General features: G+C 63.0%; 19 protein-coding genes. 13 read left to right on the top strand and 6 right to left on the bottom strand.

Features of this window, described 5'->3' with window-relative positions:
- Positions 1-11: 11 nt before the first annotated feature.
- Genes catA through DOD19_RS07230 form a run of 5 tightly spaced genes read left to right on the top strand, consistent with a single transcriptional unit; the run spans position 12 to position 4,663 of the window.
- The gene (gene catA, locus DOD19_RS07250) at positions 12-947 is read left to right on the top strand and encodes a catechol 1,2-dioxygenase (RefSeq protein ID WP_024975698.1); all 936 of its coding nucleotides are present in this window, start codon (positions 12-14) and stop codon (positions 945-947) included.
- 28 nt (positions 948-975) lie between these two features.
- A complete protein-coding gene (locus tag DOD19_RS07245; RefSeq protein WP_024975697.1) occupies positions 976-2,334 on the top strand; it encodes a Rieske 2Fe-2S domain-containing protein in 1,359 nt (452 codons plus the stop codon).
- A complete protein-coding gene (gene benB, locus DOD19_RS07240; protein ID WP_112184875.1) occupies positions 2,331-2,819 on the top strand; it encodes a benzoate 1,2-dioxygenase small subunit in 489 nt (162 codons plus the stop codon). Before DOD19_RS07245 ends, benB begins: the two co-directional genes overlap by 4 nt.
- Before the next feature lie 36 nt (positions 2,820-2,855).
- Entirely contained in the window at positions 2,856-3,884 is a 1,029-nt protein-coding gene (gene benC, locus DOD19_RS07235) for a benzoate 1,2-dioxygenase electron transfer component BenC (RefSeq protein ID WP_024975695.1), read from the top strand.
- Positions 3,881-4,663 (top strand): 1,6-dihydroxycyclohexa-2,4-diene-1-carboxylate dehydrogenase, encoded by a 783-nt coding sequence (locus tag DOD19_RS07230; protein ID WP_024975694.1) that lies wholly within the window; start codon positions 3,881-3,883, stop codon positions 4,661-4,663. Before benC ends, DOD19_RS07230 begins: the two co-directional genes overlap by 4 nt.
- Positions 4,664-4,752: 89 nt before the next feature.
- Here the strand turns inward: DOD19_RS07230 and DOD19_RS27690 are convergent, their stop codons facing one another.
- A complete protein-coding gene (locus tag DOD19_RS27690) occupies positions 4,753-4,920 on the bottom strand; it encodes a hypothetical protein (protein ID WP_200869025.1) in 168 nt (55 codons plus the stop codon).
- Between the two features lie 394 nt (positions 4,921-5,314).
- Between DOD19_RS27690 and bioA the strand changes: the two genes are divergently transcribed.
- From bioA to DOD19_RS07205, 5 genes are all read left to right on the top strand, one after another.
- Positions 5,315-6,721 carry an adenosylmethionine--8-amino-7-oxononanoate transaminase gene (gene bioA, locus DOD19_RS07225; protein ID WP_112184873.1) on the top strand — a complete coding sequence of 469 codons (1,407 nt, stop codon included), beginning with the start codon at positions 5,315-5,317 and terminating at the stop codon, positions 6,719-6,721.
- Positions 6,708-7,955: an 8-amino-7-oxononanoate synthase gene (gene bioF / locus DOD19_RS07220; RefSeq protein ID WP_112184872.1), complete on the top strand. Its 1,248-nt coding sequence runs from the start codon at positions 6,708-6,710 to the stop codon at positions 7,953-7,955. The genes bioA and bioF overlap by 14 nt, the downstream gene beginning before the upstream one ends.
- A 1-nt stretch (position 7,956) precedes the next feature.
- Complete coding sequence (gene bioD / locus DOD19_RS07215) at positions 7,957-8,646, top strand: dethiobiotin synthase (protein WP_112184870.1); 690 nt, start codon at positions 7,957-7,959, stop codon at positions 8,644-8,646.
- Positions 8,647-8,701: 55 nt separating this feature from the next.
- Positions 8,702-9,220 carry a hypothetical protein gene (locus tag DOD19_RS07210; protein ID WP_112184868.1) on the top strand — a complete coding sequence of 173 codons (519 nt, stop codon included), beginning with the start codon at positions 8,702-8,704 and terminating at the stop codon, positions 9,218-9,220.
- Positions 9,221-9,385: 165 nt separating this feature from the next.
- Positions 9,386-9,910: a hypothetical protein gene (locus DOD19_RS07205; protein ID WP_112184866.1), complete on the top strand. Its 525-nt coding sequence runs from the start codon at positions 9,386-9,388 to the stop codon at positions 9,908-9,910.
- Here the strand turns inward: DOD19_RS07205 and DOD19_RS07200 are convergent.
- Genes DOD19_RS07200 through DOD19_RS07190 form a run of 3 tightly spaced genes read right to left on the bottom strand, consistent with a single transcriptional unit; the run spans position 9,879 to position 11,316 of the window.
- The gene (locus DOD19_RS07200) at positions 9,879-10,751 is read right to left on the bottom strand and encodes a DUF817 domain-containing protein (protein WP_112184864.1); all 873 of its coding nucleotides are present in this window, start codon (positions 10,749-10,751) and stop codon (positions 9,879-9,881) included. The genes DOD19_RS07205 and DOD19_RS07200 overlap by 32 nt on opposite strands.
- The gene (locus tag DOD19_RS07195; RefSeq protein WP_024975687.1) at positions 10,752-10,961 is read right to left on the bottom strand and encodes a DUF1653 domain-containing protein; all 210 of its coding nucleotides are present in this window, start codon (positions 10,959-10,961) and stop codon (positions 10,752-10,754) included.
- 7 nt (positions 10,962-10,968) lie between these two features.
- Positions 10,969-11,316, bottom strand: a complete 348-nt coding sequence (locus DOD19_RS07190; RefSeq protein WP_024975686.1) for a hypothetical protein — start codon at positions 11,314-11,316, stop codon at positions 10,969-10,971.
- 355 nt (positions 11,317-11,671) lie between these two features.
- Here DOD19_RS07190 and DOD19_RS07185 point away from each other — a divergent pair, with 355 nt between their 5' ends.
- Both DOD19_RS07185 and DOD19_RS07180 read left to right on the top strand, forming a co-directional pair.
- Positions 11,672-12,658 (top strand): hypothetical protein, encoded by a 987-nt coding sequence (locus DOD19_RS07185; protein WP_112184862.1) that lies wholly within the window; start codon positions 11,672-11,674, stop codon positions 12,656-12,658.
- 185 nt (positions 12,659-12,843) lie between these two features.
- On the top strand, positions 12,844-13,182 hold the full coding sequence (locus DOD19_RS07180; RefSeq protein WP_024975684.1) for a zinc ribbon domain-containing protein YjdM: 339 nt from the start codon (positions 12,844-12,846) through the stop codon (positions 13,180-13,182).
- 141 nt (positions 13,183-13,323) lie between these two features.
- Here the strand turns inward: DOD19_RS07180 and DOD19_RS07175 are convergent, their stop codons facing one another.
- The gene (locus DOD19_RS07175) at positions 13,324-14,535 is read right to left on the bottom strand and encodes an MFS transporter (RefSeq protein WP_112184860.1); all 1,212 of its coding nucleotides are present in this window, start codon (positions 14,533-14,535) and stop codon (positions 13,324-13,326) included.
- A 74-nt stretch (positions 14,536-14,609) separates the two neighbouring features.
- On the opposite strand from DOD19_RS07175, the gene DOD19_RS07170 reads away from it, so the two are divergent.
- Complete coding sequence (locus DOD19_RS07170; protein ID WP_051541445.1) at positions 14,610-15,629, top strand: AraC family transcriptional regulator; 1,020 nt, start codon at positions 14,610-14,612, stop codon at positions 15,627-15,629.
- A 3-nt stretch (positions 15,630-15,632) separates the two neighbouring features.
- On the opposite strand, the gene DOD19_RS07165 is transcribed toward DOD19_RS07170, so the two are convergent.
- On the bottom strand, positions 15,633-16,550 hold the full coding sequence (locus DOD19_RS07165; RefSeq protein ID WP_204360042.1) for a LysR family transcriptional regulator: 918 nt from the start codon (positions 16,548-16,550) through the stop codon (positions 15,633-15,635).
- Positions 16,551-16,680: the final 130 nt, after the last annotated feature.

Genomic DNA, 16,680 nt, shown 5'->3' with positions numbered 1-16,680 from the left:
AGACACCCATCATGAACGCGCGCGTATTCCAAACGAAAGAAGTGCAGGACCTGCTGAAGGCCGCCACCAATCTGGACGGCAAGGAGGGCAACGCCCGCCTGAAGCAGATCACCCATCGTTTGCTGGCCGACCTGTTCAAGGCCATCGACGACCTCGATATCACGCCCGATGAAGTGTGGGCAGGTATCAACTATCTGAACAAGCTCGGCCAGGACGGCGAGGCCGCATTGCTGGCTGCAGGTGTGGGCCTGGAGAAGTATCTCGATATCCGCATGGACGCTGCGGACGAGGCACTTGGCATCAACGGTGGCACGCCGCGCACGATTGAGGGTCCCCTGTACGTTGCGGGCACGACGGTACGCGATGGCGTGTCCAGGATCGATATCGATCCGGATCCGGCTGCGGGCCCCCTGATCATTCACGGCACGGTGACCGGTGCCGACGGCAAGCCGGTGGCTGGCGCGGTGGTCGAGTGCTGGCATGCGAACTCGAACGGCTTCTATTCGCATTTCGATCCGACCGGTGCGCAAAGCCCGTTCAACCTGCGCGGCGCGGTCAGGACCGGTGCCGATGGCAAATATGAATTCCGCACGCTGATGCCGGTGGGCTACGGCTGCCCGCCGCAAGGTGCCACGCAGCAACTGCTGAACGGGCTTGCCCGCCACGGCAACCGGCCTGCGCATGTGCACTTCTTCGTCACGAGCAATGGCCACCGCAAGCTGACGACGCAATTCAACATCGAAGGCGATCCGCTGATCTGGGACGACTTTGCCTATGCCACACGCGAAGAACTGATTCCGCACGTGGTGGAGAAAACCGGTGGTGCCGCGCTCGCCCTGAAGGCCGATGCGTACAAAGACATTGAATTCAATATTGCCCTGACGCCACTGGTTCAGGGCAAGGACAACCAGCGCGTGAATCGCCTGCGCGCTTCGGCCGAGGCTTGAGGCCGAGTGCCTCAACGTGGAGAAAACCATGTCCGCCTTGATCGATAAAGCCAGCGAACTGGACCAACTGCTGTCAACCGCCGTGGTGGATGACGAGGAGGCAGGAATTTTCCGCTGCCGCCGCGACATCTTCACCAACCCGGATCTGTTCGAGCTGGAGATGAAGCACATCTTCGAGAACAACTGGGTGTATCTGGCGCATGAAAGCCAGATCCCGAACAACAACGATTACTACACCACGTGGATCGGCCGCCAGCCGATCGTCATCACCCGCGACAAGACCGGGGAGCTGCACGCGGTCATCAACGCGTGCGCGCACAAGGGTGCGATGCTGTGTCGCCGCAAGCATGGCAACAAGGGCAGCTTCACGTGCCCGTTCCACGGCTGGACGTTCTCCAACACGGGCAAGCTGCTCAAGGTAAAGGACGAAAAGACCACTGAGTATCCGGTGCAGTTCAACACGCACGCCTCGCATGATCTGAAGAAGGTGGCGCGGTTCCAGAACTATCGTGGCTTCCTGTTCGGCAGCCTCAATGCCGACGTGCAACCGCTCGAAAACTATCTTGGCGAAGCGCGAGTGATCATCGACCAGATCGTCGATCAGGCGCCCGATGGCCTGGAAGTGCTGCGTGGCAATTCTTCCTACGTCTATGACGGCAACTGGAAGATGCAGATGGAGAACGGCTGCGACGGCTACCACGTGAGCACCGTGCACTGGAACTACGCCGCAACGATGGGGCGGCGCAAGGAAGGCGGCACTCAGGCGGTGGATGCGAACAGCTGGAGCAAGTCGGTGGCGGGCGTCTATGGCTTCGAGCACGGTCACATCCTCTTGTGGACCAAGACGATGAATCCGGAGGTGCGGCCCGTTTATGCACACCGCGACGAAATCAAGGCGCGCGTGGGCGAAATCCAAACGGACTTCATCGTCAACCAGACCCGCAATCTGTGCCTGTATCCGAACGTGTTTCTGATGGATCAGTTCAGCACGCAGATTCGCGTGGTACGGCCAATCAGTGTCGACAAGACCGAGGTCTCCATCTTCTGTTTCGCGCCAAAGGGCGAGAGCGCAACCGACCGTGCCACGCGCATCCGCCAGTACGAGGATTTCTTCAACGTCACGGGCATGGGCACCGCCGACGACCTGGAGGAATTCCGCGCCTGCCAGAACGGATATGCCGGCACCACCGCGCTGTGGAACGACCTGTCGCGCGGGGCGCCGCTGTGGATTCACGGCCCTGACGAGAATGCAACCAGGATGGGATTGAAGCCGCTCATCTCGGGCGAGCGCAGTGAAGACGAAGGCCTGTTCGTCTGCCAGCACGAATATTGGGTGCGCGTCATGCGCGAGGCACTCAAGCAGGAATGCGAAGGGGTGCCGGCATGAGCACGGATTACCAGAACATCTGCGCCGCCCTGTACCGCGAGGCGCGACTGCTTGACGACCGCCAATGGGACGTGTGGCTCGAGTGCTACGCGGAAGACGTCACCTACTGGATGCCCGCATGGGATGACGACGACCAGTTGACCGACGACCCGCAGAGCCAGATCTCGTTGATGTACTACGCCAATCGCTGCGGGCTGGAGGATCGCGTCTTTCGCATCAAGACCGAACGCAGCGGCGCTTCCACGCCGGAGCCGAGAACCAGCCACACGGTCACCAACGTGGAAGTCCTGGCCGAACGCGGCGATGAAGTCGACGTGCGCTACAACTTTCACACGCTCAGCCATCGGTACAAAACCACCGATCACTTCTTCGGCACGATGTTCGTCACCCTGCGCCGCACCGGCGATGGTTTCCTGATCGCATCCAAGAAGATCGTCCTGAAGAACGACTACATCCGGCAGGTGCTGGACGTTTATCACGCCTGATCTGCACCCACGTATCCAAGGCAGCGGAGGTATCCCATGTCCAGTTTCACAGTCGCATTGAACTTCGAGGACGGTGTGACCCGTTTCATCGATTGCAAAGCGGGGGAGAAGGTGCTCGATGCCGCCTTCCGCGCCAAGATCAACCTGCCCATGGATTGCTCCGATGGTGTGTGCGGAACCTGCAAGTGCCGCGCCGAGAGCGGAAGCTACGACCTCGGTGACGACTACATTGACGATGCCCTGACCGAAGACGAGAAGAACACCGGCCTCGTCCTGACGTGCCAGATGGTGCCGCAAAGCGATTGCGTGATCGCGGTGCCCACCACGTCGACCAGCTGCAAGACTGGCCAGAGCAGCTTCGGGACAACGGTGTCGAAAGTCGAGTTGCACAACGACGCAGCCGTCGTGCTTGAACTGGATGTGGATGCCACTGCGCCGGTGTTTCTCCCTGGCCAGTACGTCAACATCGGCGTGCCGGGCAGCGGGCAGCATCGCTCGTATTCGTTCTCATCCGCCCCCGGAGAATCGAAGATCAGCTTCCTGATCAAGAAGATTCCCGGCGGCGTGATGAGCCGTTGGCTGGAAACCGCACGGCCGGGGGACAAGCTCGATCTGCACGGGCCGCTGGGCAGTTTCTATCTGCGCAATGTGCAGCGGCCGCTGTTGTTCCTGGCGGGCGGCACGGGCCTCGCGCCGTTCCTGTCGATGCTTGAAGTGCTGGCACGCACCAATTCGCAACAGAAGGTGCATCTGATTTATGGCGTGACCCGTGACCTAGACTTGGTGCAGGTCGATGCGCTGGAAGCCTATGCAGCACGGTTGCCGAACTTCAGCTATGCCACCGTCGTGGCCGACGCCGCGTCGAATCATCCGCGCAAGGGTTGGGTGACGCAGCACGTGCCGGCCGACGCCCTGAACGACGGCGACGTGGACGTCTATCTGTGCGGCCCACCGCCAATGGTCGACGCCGTGCGCAAGTACTTTGACGATGAGGGCGTGAAGCCCAACAGCTTCTACTACGAGAAGTTCACGCCCAATGCAGTACCGGAGGCGAAGGCGGCATGAGCATGCAACGATTCTCAGGCAAGACTGCCGTCGTGACGGGCGCGGCCCAAGGTATCGGGCGTGGCGTGGCATTGGCGGTGGCACAAGAGGGCGCCCAGGTGCTGCTGGTGGATCGAGCAGAACTGGTCTACGAGGTGCAGGCCGAGATTGCCGCTGCCGGCGGTCAGGCCCACGCCACCACGGCGGATCTGGAAACCTACGCTGGCGCTCAACATGCGGTGCAGGCCGCGCTTGATGCCTATGGCCGCATCGACGTACTGATCAACAATGTCGGCGGCACGATCTGGGCGAAACCGTATCAGCACTATGAAGAAGCGCAGATCGAGGCGGAGATCCGCCGCTCATTGTTTCCCACACTGTGGTGCTGCCGCGCTGTGCTGCCGCACATGGTGGAGCGCCGGCAGGGCGTGATCGTGAACGTGTCGTCGATTGCCACGCGCGGGATCTACCGGATTCCGTATTCGGCGGCCAAGGGCGGTGTGAACGCGCTCACGGCCAGCCTGGCGCTGGAGCATGCGCAGGACAACATTCGCGTCAACGCCGTCGCCACGGGTGGCACCGAGGCGCCGCCGCGGAAGATTCCGCGCAATACAGCGCCCATGTCGGAGCAGGAAACCGCGTGGTACCAGGGCATCGTTGACCAAACCATTGCCAGCAGCCTGATGCACCGCTATGGAACGATCGACGAGCAGGTGCGGGCGATCCTGTTCTTGGCTTCGGACGAGGCCTCGTACATCACCGGGACGGTGTTGCCGGTGGGCGGTGGAGATTTAGGCTAGGTGCGCGTGAAGCGGCCAAAGCAAAAACGGCGCCGATGCGCCGTTTTTTTTGTGCCTTTGCGGCATGGCTGACGATTCAGCCGCAGGCCTTAGCCCAGGTATGAGCCCGACTTGCCAACCACTTCTGCGTACACCAGGTTGTCATCCCAACCGTTGCGGAAGAAATTGACCACTGCGCGCAGCAGCGATGGGCGACGGGCGGCCTGCACTTGAGCTTGGCCGGCGAACTTCGGGGTGTAATAGGCTTGCTGGATCATGATGTTTTCTCTCGTTGCGTTATCTAGGGTTTTCCCAAGTATAGGGTTATCCCTAGGGCGGGGCAATGACGCAACGCAAACGTGCGGTCCATTCTGAACATCACTCAAAGTAAATAATCCTTCAGCCCTCCCGCCTCCGTCGCAAGTTTCGAGGTCGCGTTCGGCCGATGCCTGCTCGATGTGATTTTTAGGGCCTTTTTTATTGCGCCGGAAAAGATTTTTTAGCGACAAGTTCCATGCAGGACGTTGGAAATCCGCCGAAGAAGCGCGTTTCGTCTTTCTTTTTCGGTCTATGTGTCGTTAATTTCATTCAACGTGCGGGCTTGTTGTTTGATCGATATGCCCTCTACCATACGCCGCCGAATCCCCCGCTTCTGTTTCGAGGAGGCCTCGTATGGCGTATCCCCCAATTCCGGTGCCGGTTGACGGCGCGTCCAGCGCCAATACGGCGTGGCAGGCGCGCAGCCGCGCGGCCGTCTGGCATCCGTGCACCCAAAATGCACGGCTCGATGCCATGCCGCCGCTGCCGATCGCACGCGGCCAGGGGCCGTGGCTGATCGACTTTGACGGCAAGCGCTACCTGGACGGCACCAGTTCTTGGTGGGTGAACCTGTTCGGCCATGCGAATCCGCACATCAACGCGGCGCTGAAGACCCAGCTCGACTCACTGGAGCACGTCATGCTGGCGGGCGCCACGCATCGCCCGGCAGTGGAGCTGGCTGAGCGCCTGATCGACCTGACGGGCGGTGTGCTGGGCCACAGCTTCTTCGGCTCCGACGGTGCTTCTGCCGTGGAAATCGCACTCAAGATGAGCTTCCACGCCCATCGCAACGCAGGGCAGGGCGCGCGCAGCCGTTTCGTCTGCCTGGAACATGGCTATCACGGTGAAACGCTCGGCGCGCTGGGCGTGACCGATGTCGCGATCTTCCGCGATGCGTATGACCCGCTGATTCTGCAATCGCACCGCGTGCCATCGCCGGACGCGCGTCTAGCCGGCCCAGGAGAGACCGCCGCCGACGTGGCCGAACGCGCGTTGGCCGCGCTGCGCGATTGCCTGAGCACCAACGCCGGCACCATCGCCGCCGTCATCATCGAGCCGCTGGTGCAGTGCGCCGCCGGCATGGCCATGCACGACGTGAGCTATCTGCGCGGCGTACGCGCGCTGTGCGATGAATTTGGCGTGCACTGGATTGCGGACGAGATTGCGGTCGGCTGCGGCCGCACCGGTACGTTCTTCGCGTGCGAGCGGGCTGGCGTGTGGCCGGACCTGCTGTGTCTGTCGAAGGGCATCAGCGGTGGCTATCTGCCGCTATCGATCGTGCTGTCGCGTGACGCCATCTATGACGCCTTCAACGACGATGCACCGGTGCGCAGCTTCCTCCATTCGCATTCGTACACGGGCAACCCGCTGGCATGCCGCGCGGCACTGGCCACGCTCGATCTGTTTGCTGAAGAAGACATCTTTGCGCGCAATCGCGTGACCGCCGCGCGCATCGCCCAGGGGCTGGCGCCGCTGTCGCACGATGCGCGTTTTGCCCATCTGCGGCAGACGGGGATGATCACCGCGTTCGACGTGCACCCCGAAGTGGCCGGTGCCCGTTTTGCTGAACGTTTTGCGCTGACGGCGCGTACGCATGGGCTGCTTCTGCGCCCCATCGGCACCACCGTTTATCTGCTGCCGCCTTATGTGCTGACCGACGAAGAGGCCGACATCCTGGTCGAACGCACGCTGCAGACGCTTGAAGACACGCTGGCCCAAGCTACAGGCGAAACAGAAGGACACACCTATGCGATTGCTTGACGACCTGCAGGCGGGACTTGCCGCCATCGATGCCGCGCACCTGCGCCGCGTGCGTCGCACCGCTTACAGCCCGACCGACCGCAGTCAGCGCATCAGCGTGTCCGGGGGCGAACCGCGCGACATTCTCGGCTTTTGCGGCAACGATTATTTGGGCCTGGCAGCGCATCCCGCCTTGGCCGAGGCGGTGACGCGCGGCACGCAGCAATATGGCTTCGGCAGCGGCGCATCGCATCTGGTCAGTGGCCATTCGATCGCACACGCGCGGCTGGAAGCACGCATGGCTGCGCTGCAAGCTGAACACATTCCCGAGGCAGACGCGCTGTTCTTCTGCACCGGCTACATGGCCAATCTGGCCGTGGTGAGCGCCATGGCGCAGGCCGGAGGCATCCGCCCGGCGGAGGAGTGCACGATCTTTTCCGACGCGCTGAACCACGCCTCGCTCATTGACGGGGCACGGTTGTCGCGGGCGCCGATCAAGGTCTATCCGCACGTCGACCTGGCTGCGCTGGAAGCGCTTCTGGCCGCGAGCACCAGCCGCAACAAGCTGATCGTCACAGACGGCGTGTTCAGCATGGACGGCGACATCGCGCCGCTGCCCGAACTGCTCGCGCTGGCCGAACGCTACGACGCCTGGCTGATCGTCGACGACGCGCATGGCTTGGGCGTGCTTGGCGAAAAAGGTTCGGGCGTGCTGTCGCATTTCGGGCTGCACTCGAAACGCCTCATCTATGTCGGCACCTTCGGCAAGGCCGCTGGTGGATCGGGCGCGGCCATCGTCGCGCACCGGCTGGTGATCGATTGGCTGGTCCAGCGCGCACGCACGTACATCTTCACAACCGCCACGCCGCCGGGCATTGCGTGTGCGGTGGAAGCAGCATTGGATCTGATCGCGGGCGAGGAGGGCGCTGACCGCCGCGCACGCCTTGATCGCCATATCGCCGTTTGGAGTGCCCATGCGCAGCGTTTGGCCGCGCGTTTCGGTTGGCAATGGATGCCATCGCCCACGGCCATCCAGCCGATCGTGATTGGCGAGAACGCCCCCGCATTGGCGCTGGCCGCCGCGCTGGAACGCGAAGGCATCCGCATCGCCGCCATCCGCCCGCCGACGGTGCCAGCGGGCACGGCGCGTCTGCGCATCACGCTGTCGGCCGCACATACCGATGCAGACATCGAGCGCCTTGCGCAGGCGCTGGAAACGGCCGGCCAGTCTCTGCAACCGGCCAAGGCAGCCTGATATGCGCGCGCGCTTCGATTGCTTTGTCACCGGCACGGATACGGAGATCGGCAAGACGCTGGTCAGCGCGACATTGCTGACCAAGCTGACTGATGCCGGCTACCGCGCCGCAGGCCTCAAGCCGATTGCTGCAGGCACGCTGGCGGGCGCGCCCACGCGCACCAACGAAGACATCGAGCAACTGCGCGCCGCTGCGTCGGTCGATCTGCCGCTCGACACCGTGTGCCCATGGCTGCTCGATGCGCCGATGTCTCCGCATCTGGCCGCAGCGCGCGAGGGCGTGACGATTACGCTGCCGCCGATTCTCGATGCGTTTGCGCACGCCAGATCGTTGGCGGATGCCGTTGTGGTGGAGGGTGTCGGAGGTTTCCGGGTGCCGCTGTCAGACGACTTTGATACGGCCGAGATGGCCGTGGCGCTGGGCTTGCCCGTGGTGCTGGTTGTCGGGTTGCGCCTGGGCTGCCTGAACCACGCCGCGCTCACCGCCGAGGCAATTGCCGCACGCGGCCTGCATCTGGCAGGCTGGGTCGGTAACGTGGTCGACCCGGCCATGGCAGGGCTTGACGACAACGTCGCCACCTTGCGCCGCTGGATCAACGCACCGCATCTGGGCACGATCCCGCGATTGCCGCACGCCGATGCGCGCCTGGCCGCGACGCACCTCGATATCACGCCGCTACTCGCGCGTTGAACCTAGGCGCGGCGGTAAACTACCGGCTTCACTCAGTTAGGCGAGGGCGGTTGTCATGCGCGCAATGCGGTGGGCGGCGGTAGCGATTGTGGTTGCGGCAACGGCGGGATGTGCGGCACTGGAGTCCCCCGTCACCAAGGGCCAACGATTGGTGGGTGCGGACGAGCCCGCCGTGCAGGCACAGTTTGGGCCGCCGCGCGAAACCTATCCGCTCGATGGCGGCACCCGCTGGCTCTATCCGACCAAACCGTACGGCCAGTTCACCTACGCGGCCGACTTCGATGCCAGCGGCAAGCTCGTCGCCTTCAAGCAAGTGCTGAGCAGCCTTGAGTTTGCCCAGGCCAAGATCGGTGTCTGGACCCGGGACGACGTGCTGCGACATTTCGGCCAGCCGGTGGAAACGGCGTATTTCCCGCGCATGGACCGCCTGGTCTGGTCGTACCGCTTCAAGGCGGACGACGTCTGGCCGTCGCTGATGCACTTCTACTTCGACCCCGCCGGTGTATTGCAGCTCACGCAGCTCACGCCCGACCCGCTCTACGATCCGGACCGCCCGCGACTGTTCCGCCGATAGCTGGCCGGCAGTTGAGGCAGCGCAATTCGATTGTGCGCTCAGGGTTCCTCCCGCATTGCGAGCTTTGCGCAGCGACCTAAGCTAGAAAGCAGGGGAGGCAGACGCCGCCGGCGCTTGCCGAAAGCAACCGTCACCAGAACGGGCGCGCATTGTTGGGGGTGCATCATGCTGACGCATCGCTGGGTCGATATCGACCCGATCGCAGCGGGACAACATCCGCTGTACGGCATTGCCGGATGGCTGCCGTGGGTACTGGCCATTGCCATCGCCGGGCCAACGTGGGTGTTCTGGCAAGGGGTGTCGATGGATGCGCTGCAACTGGCCGGGGCCGATCTGTTTGATGCCAACGCGCCGGGCAGCGGGGCGATCAACCTGACCACGCTGCTTTATCTGATCTCCTGCGTGACGGTCTTGGTACTGGCTACCACGCACGACAGCGCTTTCCGGCCGGCCATGCTCGCGCACATGGCGCTGCTGCCGCCGCTGATCGGGCTCATGTTGATGGCGGGCGGCATTCCAGGAGCGCGCACCACCTTTATCGACGGCGCCGCCGTGGCGGTGGCGCTGACGTTCACGTGCGGCGTCTACCTGCAGCTCTCGCGCCGCGTGCGCATCACCTTCGAACTCCGCGACTGGGCGCCGGGCGAGCATGCCTGGTTCAAGCGTCAGAAACGGGCCGCGGCGGGTTGACCAGCGTGACCATCACGTAGCTCATGATGGTCAGGAGGAACCAGGCGCCGAGCTTGGCTATGGACACCATTTCCCAGCCCTGCAACTGGTTCGGATAGAGCCACGTGCGCGTGAACGTGCCGATGTTTTCCGCGAGCCAGATGAAGAGCGCTACCAGCGTAAAGCCGAGCAGAAACGGCATGCGCCGGTGGACGCGATCAATGCGGAAGTGGATCCAGCAGCGCCGGAATGCAACCGCAATCAGCGCCATCAGCACGTAGCGCAGATCCCACCAATAGTGGTGCAGGAAGAAATTCGCGTAGATGCCCAGAGAGAGCAGGGCCGTCACGGCCAACGGCGGGTGCTGCGAGAAGCACAGGTCGAATTCGCGCCACGCCCGCGCGATATAGCTCCCCACAGAGGCGTACATGAAGCCCGTGAACAGCGGCACGCCGCCGATGCGCAGCACCGACGCCTCGGGATAAATCCACGAACCGACTGCAGTCTTGAACACCTCCATGCCCGTACCGGCCACATGGAACATCAAGATCACTTTGGCTTCGTCCCACGTCTCCAGCTTCAGCCAGAGCAAGGCAATCTGAATGATGACCGCGGCAATCGTCAGAGCGTCGTAGCGGGCAATCGGCGCGTCGGCCGGATACCAGAAATGCGTGCCGATCAGCAGCGCGACCATCAACCCGCCGAACAGGCATGCCCACGCCTGCTTGATGCCGAAGACGACAAACTCGTGCAGCCCCGCAGCCAATTGGCCATGGCGCGCGGCCCAAGCGCCGGTGCGGTCGCGCCAATACGTAAAACGGGCCCGCAGGCCCGCTCGCAAGGAGAAGGTTTCGGTCGGCATTCAGTCGATCAGCGCAAAGCGCGGCACCTGCCGGCCGTCGACTTCAACCATTTCATGGAACATTGTTGACGGGCGCGTCCAGATCGTGCCGTTGGCGGCGCGATAGACCGTCATCTTGATGGCAGGATCGGGCTCGTACGTGGCCTCGCACAGCCATTCGTATTCGCCGCCCTTGTAGTGGCGGTAGCGTCGCGTCGGGGTGCTCTGCATGGCGGCTTCAGTGTTGCGTGGGCTTGTCGTCTTCGTCGACGTAGGGCATGTGTTTGCCCTCCTGCGTCTGCGCGCCGAGCTTGGCGTCTTCCATGGCGTCTTGATACGCGAGCATGGCGGCGGCCACGGCTTCCGGCTCGCCGTTGAACGAGATCACGCTCTCGCCGCAGTTCGGGCATTCGCCGCCGAAGATGGCGTGGATGCCAGGCATGTCGCGCGGTTCCATCCCTTCGAATTCGGTAAAGGCGGTCTTGCAGGCCCCGCAGACCAGCTTTTCGGGGCGCAAGGCGTCCAGTCGGCTCTGCGCCTGGGACATGCGTTCGGCTTGCGTGCCGCGTCGTTTGGCTTCGCCCATGGGCTTCTCCTGTTCAGCAACGGTCGTTGAAGGCTGGATCATAGAACGAAGACCGGTGCCTGTCGCGCACTTGACGGATTGCCCACGAATCGAACGGGCGGGATGTCCGCGAAAAAGCGATGGCAATGACGCGCAGAGGTGAGGGCGGTCAAGCGAAAGAAAGTCGGATATTCAATGAATGGATTGAATTGAAAGTGTAAGCAGATTCTGCTTTGGCAGATTATTTTCGGTTGAATTTTGTGTTGCGGTGGATCAATGAAGTTTTAATCATCAAACGCAATGAAAACCACGCTGCATAAGCTGATGTCTCTGGCATAGGTTGTTGAATCTTCGTGAAAAGAATAAGGAGTTCGCCATGAAGACATTGCTGCAGACAACGCTGATCACGGCAATGGCAGCGGCTTTGGCCGCGTGCGGGGGCGGCGATGATGAAGGCGGTGCCGTACTCCCCGTGCCGCAGCAACCTTCCTCCATCCGGCTGGCGGACCCTGCCAACGGTTACCTGAACGCGCGAACCGCTGCCGCCTATACGTACTTTGGTTCTCGCGATACATATAGCCTCTACGCGATCAGCCTTTTCTCCGTCATCGCTGCGGGCAGCCAGGCGGGCCCCGGAACCTTATCGTCCAACTGCACGGGCGGAGGCACCGCATCCATTACATTCAACGATCGTGATGGTTCGAACAGCATCTCGGCAGGCGATACCGCCAGCATGACGTTTGCGAATTGCCAGGAGAACGTTGAACTTGCCGGCGCAACGTTATTGACGACGCTCAATGGCGGAATGTCATTTGTCATCAATGCGGCGTCGGGCCCGACAGCAAACCTGCAGGATTTTTCGTTTGTCGCGGCCGTCACCGCCAATAATCTCGGTGCGCAGGCAGGTACCGCTTCAATGACATTCAATGGAACGATGACGATTTCCAAATCGATTCCGCAGCCCGACAGCACGCTGAAATACATTGCGACGTCCAATGACGCAACCGTGAACCGCAACATCAATGGCGTCCAGGATTCCATCAGGCTGGCAGGCTGGCGTCTGGATGATGCGCTTTCGCTGCTGACCTTTACCGATGAGGTGAAGCTTTCCGGCAACCTGAATTTCACGACGGCCTCGGGCAACGAAAACCTTCTGCTGACTACGACGTCGCCGTTGGTCGTGGGCGCCTCGGGCGTACCGAGCGCCGGCTCCGTGGCGTTCGCCACCACGGAGGATCAGGCGAGCGCATCCTTTGCCTCCACGGGCGATGTGGCGCTGGCGATCGACGCAGGGAAAACGGGGACGGTTTCCGCGACCCTTTCAACGACGATCAGCGTGCTGGAGAGCCTGTTCGGCAACTGAGCACGGCAGCTTTCAGGGCGTCGCAACGGACGCCCTCAAGAGCGAGATGGAAACGGGCCCCGGTTGGCGGCGGGGCCCGTTTTCTTGCTGGCGCGGCGCATATCGGCGTGACAATGGTCAAGCCATTCGGGAGGTTCCGGCTGGTATAGTGCGGGCCCCAATTCAGCCGCTTCATGCCACTCGATATGTCCACGATTCCCGCCTGTCCTCAATGTGCCTCTGAGAATACCTACCAGGACGGCGAAATGATGATCTGCCCGGATTGCGCCCACGAATGGGACCCTCGGGAGCCCGCAGCCGAAGTGGAGGCCGAACCGGAGATCAAGGACAGCAACGGGAACCCGCTGCGTACCGGCGACGCAGCGCTCCTGATCAAGGATCTGAAGCTCAAGGGTGGTTCTGGCACGCTCAAGGCGGGCACCAAGGTGAAGAACATCCGGCTGGTCCCGGGTGACCATCCGATCGATTGCAAGATCGATGGCGTGAGCTATCTGCTCAAGCCGGAGTTTTTGAAGAAGGCTTAAGAGGTGTGAGGCGAGACCGGTGGATGCCGGTCGACCATCTATTTAACATAATGCAAATTATGAGAAATAAAGGTGCGCGCTTTGAGGTTGGACCCAACCCACACCCGACCAGCCCAGCCCAGCAGCGCGCATCTTGCTCCGTCACTCAGCCATTGCCGGCACCATCTCCAGGCGCTTGGGCACGCCCGTCACGATCGTCGCGACGGCAACGGCCAGCACCACGGCGGCGCCAATGAACACACCCACCGCGCCGTTCGCGTCGAACACCACGCCGCCCGCTGCCGCACCGGTTGCAATTGCAAGCTGCACAGCCGCGACGATCAGGCCACCCGCGCTTTCGGCTTCATCAGGCACGGTGCGCGTGACCCATGTCGACCACGCCACCGGCACGCCGCCAAACGCCATGCCCCACAGCGCGATGAGCACGGCATCGAAGACCGGCGCACGGCCCAGCGCAACAAGTGCGATGCTGAGCACCACCATCAGCGCGGGCATGGCGATCAGCATTGGCCGCAACCGGTGTTCCAGCACACGGCCGGCGAGCGATGTGCCAACGAAGTTGGCAATGCCGTAGCCCAACAGGATCGCTGACAGGCCGTTTACGCCAACGCCTGCAACCTGTTCGAGGAATGGCCGAAGGTACGTGAAGAACGCAAAGTGACCGGTGAACACCAGGATCGTGGCAAACATCCCGATGCCGACGCTCGGGCGACGCAGCACGTCGATCAATGTGCGCAGGCGCGTCGTGCCGCTTGGCGCCATCGACGGCAATGTCGCGACCTGCGACACGAACGCAATCACGCCCAGCCCTGCTGCGGCCAGGAACACATTGCGCCAGCCGATCAGGTGGCCGAAGTAGCTGCCCAGCGGCGCGGCGGCGATCGTGGCGACGGCCACGCCGCTGAAGATGATCGACAGCGCCCGCGGCACCATCGCGGCAGGCACGAGCCGCATTGCGGTGGCGGTGGCCATGGTCCAGAAGCCGCCCAGCGCAATGCCAAGCACCACGCGGCCGATCAGAATCGTCGTCAGGTTGGTCGCGAACGCCACCGCAAGGTTGGATGCCACGAGCAGCACCGAGAATGCGAGCAGCACGCGCCGCCGGTCGATGGAGCGCGTGACAGCGGCGGTCAGCAAGCTGGTGACGAGCGCAACCGTTGCGGTGGCCGTGACGGCCTGTCCTGCCACGCCCTCGGTCACGCCGAGGTTTTCCGCCATGGGCGTCAGCAGGCTTGCGGGCAGGAATTCGGCCGTGACGAGCCCGAACACGCCCAGCGCCATCGCAAAGACAGCGCCCCAGGCGGGTTCACGCGGAGCCGCGATTGAGGCGGCCGTGGAGATTCCGGGATTCATGCGTCGGTCCGTAGAAAAAGATCAGGGGAAATACCAATAAGGCCGCATGGTAGGGCCCCATCGCCGGACGGTCTATGGCATACAATCCGGTCTTGTTGATCAATCGTCCGGATTTTGGGATGCCCTCTTCTCTGCCATCTGCCTTGCCCGACGTGCACGACCTTGTCAGCGAGTTGCTGCTGGGCATGCGGCTGAGTGGCGTCCAGTACCGCCGTATCCACGTAGCCCGGCCCTTCGGGTTGAGCTTTGGCGAGGCGCCAGGCCGTGCGCAATTCCACTTTGTTGGGCGCGGGCCGGTGCTGCTGCGCGACGCGTCGGGCGCAACGATGCAGCTTGAGGCTGGCGATGCTGTGCTGCTGCCACAGGGCACGCCGCATGCGTTGTTGTCCGATCCGGATGTGCCGTGCCGCGAGATCGCCGGCTTTGAAGCCGCGAAGATCTGCGACACGGTGGCGTCGGTTGGCGCCGGTACGGAATCGGCGCCAGGGGATGCGCTCATTTTCAGCGCCTGCATGGAGTTGGATCTGGGCGGCATGCAGCCCCTAGTGGGCACCATGCCCGAGTTCATGCACGTCGGCACCCTGCTCGCGCGCTATCCGGAAATCCGCCCGATGCTTGATGCGATGGAACGTGAATCGTGCTCGGAGCGCGCAGGTTTTGCGGGCATCCTGGCGCGACTGGCAGACGTAGTGGCCGCTTTCATCGTGCGCGGCTGGGTGGAATGCGGCTGCGGCGACGCGACGGGCTGGGTGCAGGCGCTGCGCGAGCCGAAACTCGGTCGCGCGATCGTCGCGCTGCATCGAGACCCGGGCCGCAACTGGAGCGTTGCCGAGCTGGCGGCGCAAGCGGGCGTTTCGCGTTCGGTATTTGCCGAGCGCTTCCTCGCAGCCACCGGAATGACGCCCGTACGCTATCTGACCGAGCTGCGGATGCGACTCGCCGCGCAATGGATCACGCGTGACCGCGAGGCAATTGAAGCCGTCGCATACCGGCTCGGCTATGGGTCTCTCGCTGCGTTCAGCCGCGCCTTCAAGCGGGTGGTCGGGCGCCCGCCAGGGGCCATGCGCACGGAAGGCGCCGAACTTGACGCGTGATGTTCAACGATGGCGATAGCCCTGCGCCGCGTGCCGGATCTCCTTGCTGAATTCCGCACACACATGCGTCATCAGGTCGGCCGAACGGTAGACCATGTAGACATTGAAATCCGGCAGTTCGTCTTCCATCGGCAAGACTTCGAGCGAGCCGGGAACCATGCGCAGCGGCCCGCCGGTGCCGCTGAAGACGAATTCCGACCACATGCTGACGACGTCCGTCTTTGTGGCCAGTTGCAGCCCTAGCAGATTCGATGCGCTTTGCACGATCCGGCGGGGTATTTCGAGGCGGTGCAGCCGCATCAGGCTGGCCATCGGGCTGCCCGGGTCTTCCAATGGGTCGAGCACGAGCCAGTCGGCATCCAGCAGCGGGCGCAGCCTGCGTACGCGGCGCAGCGGATGGCCCGGGCGCACCGCCAGGCGCATCGGCACCGAAAACAGCGGCTCCCACTGAAAACTCCCCGTGCCGGGGCCGCTGTTGCTGGAGATCAGTCCGATATCGAGCCGCCCTTCGCGCAGCCCTTCCAGAATCTGCTGCGGACGTTGCTCGAAGCCGCGTAGCGCGACGTTGGGAAACCGCTTGCGCAGTGCCGCCATCGCGTCCGGCAGCGGTCCGCTCGACGCCACGGCGGTAAAGCCGATGTTGAGTTCGGCCTCCGCATGCCCGCGGATGGATTCGATGTCTTCCAGCGCGTGACGCAACTCCTGCTCGACCACGCTGGCCCGTTTGACGAGCGCCATCCCATACGCCGTCAGGCTCACGCCGCGCACCGAGCGCGACAGCAGCGTGACGCCAAGCTCCCGTTCCAGCTCCGCAATCGCCTTGGATAACGCGGGCTGAGAAATATGCAGCCCGCGCGAAGCCTCGTGGATGCTGCCGTGCTGTGCCACGGCAAGCAGGATGCGCAACTGGTGCAGCTTCACGTGGCTCCTCCCCATTGTTGGGCGCACTGCCCGGCACTCGGCGCGTCACCCGATTCCGCCCCAGGATTCGCGAGCTTTCCCCGATAGCGGATACACGCCGGTTATGACGGTGATTCTATTTGGTTATCGA

The sequence above is a fragment of the Ralstonia sp. GX3-BWBA genome (genome assembly GCF_003290055.1).
Lineage (GTDB): Bacteria > Pseudomonadota > Gammaproteobacteria > Burkholderiales > Burkholderiaceae > Ralstonia > Ralstonia holmesii.
This window is presented reverse-complemented; position numbering and strand designations above follow the sequence as displayed.

Bases quoted from the DNA above. Each gene is read 5' to 3' on its own strand.
- catA (WP_024975698.1), top strand. From the start codon at position 12: ATGAACGCGCGCGTATTCCAAACGAAAGAAGTGCAGGACCTGCTGAAG.
- DOD19_RS07245 (WP_024975697.1), top strand. From the start codon at position 976: ATGTCCGCCTTGATCGATAAAGCCAGCGAACTGGACCAACTGCTGTCA.
- benB (WP_112184875.1), top strand. From the start codon at position 2,331: ATGAGCACGGATTACCAGAACATCTGCGCCGCCCTGTACCGCGAGGCG.
- benC (WP_024975695.1), top strand. From the start codon at position 2,856: ATGTCCAGTTTCACAGTCGCATTGAACTTCGAGGACGGTGTGACCCGT.
- DOD19_RS07230 (WP_024975694.1), top strand. From the start codon at position 3,881: ATGAGCATGCAACGATTCTCAGGCAAGACTGCCGTCGTGACGGGCGCG.
- DOD19_RS27690 (WP_200869025.1), bottom strand. From the start codon at position 4,920: ATGATCCAGCAAGCCTATTACACCCCGAAGTTCGCCGGCCAAGCTCAA.
- bioA (WP_112184873.1), top strand. From the start codon at position 5,315: ATGGCGTATCCCCCAATTCCGGTGCCGGTTGACGGCGCGTCCAGCGCC.
- bioF (WP_112184872.1), top strand. From the start codon at position 6,708: ATGCGATTGCTTGACGACCTGCAGGCGGGACTTGCCGCCATCGATGCC.
- bioD (WP_112184870.1), top strand. From the start codon at position 7,957: ATGCGCGCGCGCTTCGATTGCTTTGTCACCGGCACGGATACGGAGATC.
- DOD19_RS07210 (WP_112184868.1), top strand. From the start codon at position 8,702: ATGCGCGCAATGCGGTGGGCGGCGGTAGCGATTGTGGTTGCGGCAACG.
- DOD19_RS07205 (WP_112184866.1), top strand. From the start codon at position 9,386: ATGCTGACGCATCGCTGGGTCGATATCGACCCGATCGCAGCGGGACAA.
- DOD19_RS07200 (WP_112184864.1), bottom strand. From the start codon at position 10,751: ATGCCGACCGAAACCTTCTCCTTGCGAGCGGGCCTGCGGGCCCGTTTT.
- DOD19_RS07195 (WP_024975687.1), bottom strand. From the start codon at position 10,961: ATGCAGAGCACCCCGACGCGACGCTACCGCCACTACAAGGGCGGCGAA.
- DOD19_RS07190 (WP_024975686.1), bottom strand. From the start codon at position 11,316: ATGGGCGAAGCCAAACGACGCGGCACGCAAGCCGAACGCATGTCCCAG.
- DOD19_RS07185 (WP_112184862.1), top strand. From the start codon at position 11,672: ATGAAGACATTGCTGCAGACAACGCTGATCACGGCAATGGCAGCGGCT.
- DOD19_RS07180 (WP_024975684.1), top strand. From the start codon at position 12,844: ATGTCCACGATTCCCGCCTGTCCTCAATGTGCCTCTGAGAATACCTAC.
- DOD19_RS07175 (WP_112184860.1), bottom strand. From the start codon at position 14,535: ATGAATCCCGGAATCTCCACGGCCGCCTCAATCGCGGCTCCGCGTGAA.
- DOD19_RS07170 (WP_051541445.1), top strand. From the start codon at position 14,610: ATGGCATACAATCCGGTCTTGTTGATCAATCGTCCGGATTTTGGGATG.